At 64.5% G+C, this 1263-nt stretch carries 1 protein-coding gene; it reads left to right on the forward strand.

What is annotated here, in order from left to right; genetic code table 11:
- Positions 1 to 8: 8 nt before the first annotated feature.
- A partial coding sequence (locus KGB28_RS01865; protein WP_223441677.1) for an acyl-CoA dehydrogenase family protein occupies positions 9 to 1263 on the forward strand: 1255 nt, incomplete at its 3' end.

Raw genomic sequence — 1263 nt, forward strand, 5'->3', positions numbered from 1 at the left:
TCAAGCTTATGAATACTCCCAATCTGCCCCCGCAGCAATGGCCTGCCGAGCCCAAGGTACAGTTCGGCCCCTGGACCTGCGAGCCGCCGCTGGACGAGGAGTCCGAAGCGTTCCGCCAAAGCCTGCGCCATTTCGCCAGCAAGGTGATGCGTCCGATCGGCCGGGAGCTGGATCGGCTGAGCGCCGAGCAGGTGGTGGCCAAGGGCTCGCGTTTGTACGAATTTTTCGTCGAGTACGACAAGCTCGGCATCAGCCAGGAGCTGTTGGCCAGCCTGAGTGACGAACAGCGCGCGGTGATGTTCCCGCTGCTGTTCGAGGAGCTCGGCTGGGGCGACGCGGGTCTGGCGATCTCCGCCGGAGTGCGCATGCTGCCACTGTACATGGCGGCCAAGCTGGGTAACCAGTTCGTCCTCAACGAATACTCCGAACAACTGATCGGTTGCTGGGGTATCACCGAGCCGGATCACGGCACTGATTCTCTGGACGCCAGCCGGCAGATCTTTCATCCGCAGGGCAGCTATGGTCGGCCCAACTGCGTGGCGAAGGTCAGCGATGGCCACCTGATCATCAACGGGCAAAAGTCGGCCTGGGTCTCCAATGGCTGCATCGCCGACCTATGCGTGCTCTATTGCGCCGCCGATACGCCTAACGGCCCGGACACCCAGCGCGGCTACTGCGTGGTGGTGCCGACTAGCCTGCCCGGCGTATCCCTCGGCAAGCCGCTGGAGAAGATGGGCCAGCGTCCGTTGCCCCAGGGCGAGCTGTACTTCGACAACGTCAAAGTCAGCCTCGACCACGTCTTGGCCGGGCCGGATGACTACAAGCGCGCGGTCTACGCGATTCACACCGACGCCAACCTGCTGATGGCCGGCACCTTCACCGGCGTGGCGCGTTCAGCCTACGACCATGCCCTGGCCTACGCCCACGAGCGCAAGCAGGGTGGCCAGCCGATCATCCGCCACCAGGACGTAGCCCGCCGCCTGTTCCATATGCTGCGCAAGGTCGAGGCTGCCCAGGCGCTGACCCGCCGCGTCGCCCGCTTCAACGCGCTGTCACCGGTGCCGGCGCTGCAGGCCGCGATGCTGGCCAAGGTCACCGCCACCGAACATGCCTTCGAGGTGGCCAGCGATGCGATTCAGATGTTCGGCGGCAACGGCATGACCCGCGAATACCCGGTGGAGAAGATCTTCCGTGATGCCCGCGCCTCAATGATCGAGGACGGCTGCAACCAGATCCTGGCGATCAAGGGCGGCTACAGCCTCA

It is taken from the genome of Pseudomonas sp. BF-R-19 (genome assembly GCF_019956445.1).
Taxonomy (GTDB): domain Bacteria; phylum Pseudomonadota; class Gammaproteobacteria; order Pseudomonadales; family Pseudomonadaceae; genus Aquipseudomonas; species Aquipseudomonas fluorescens_BH.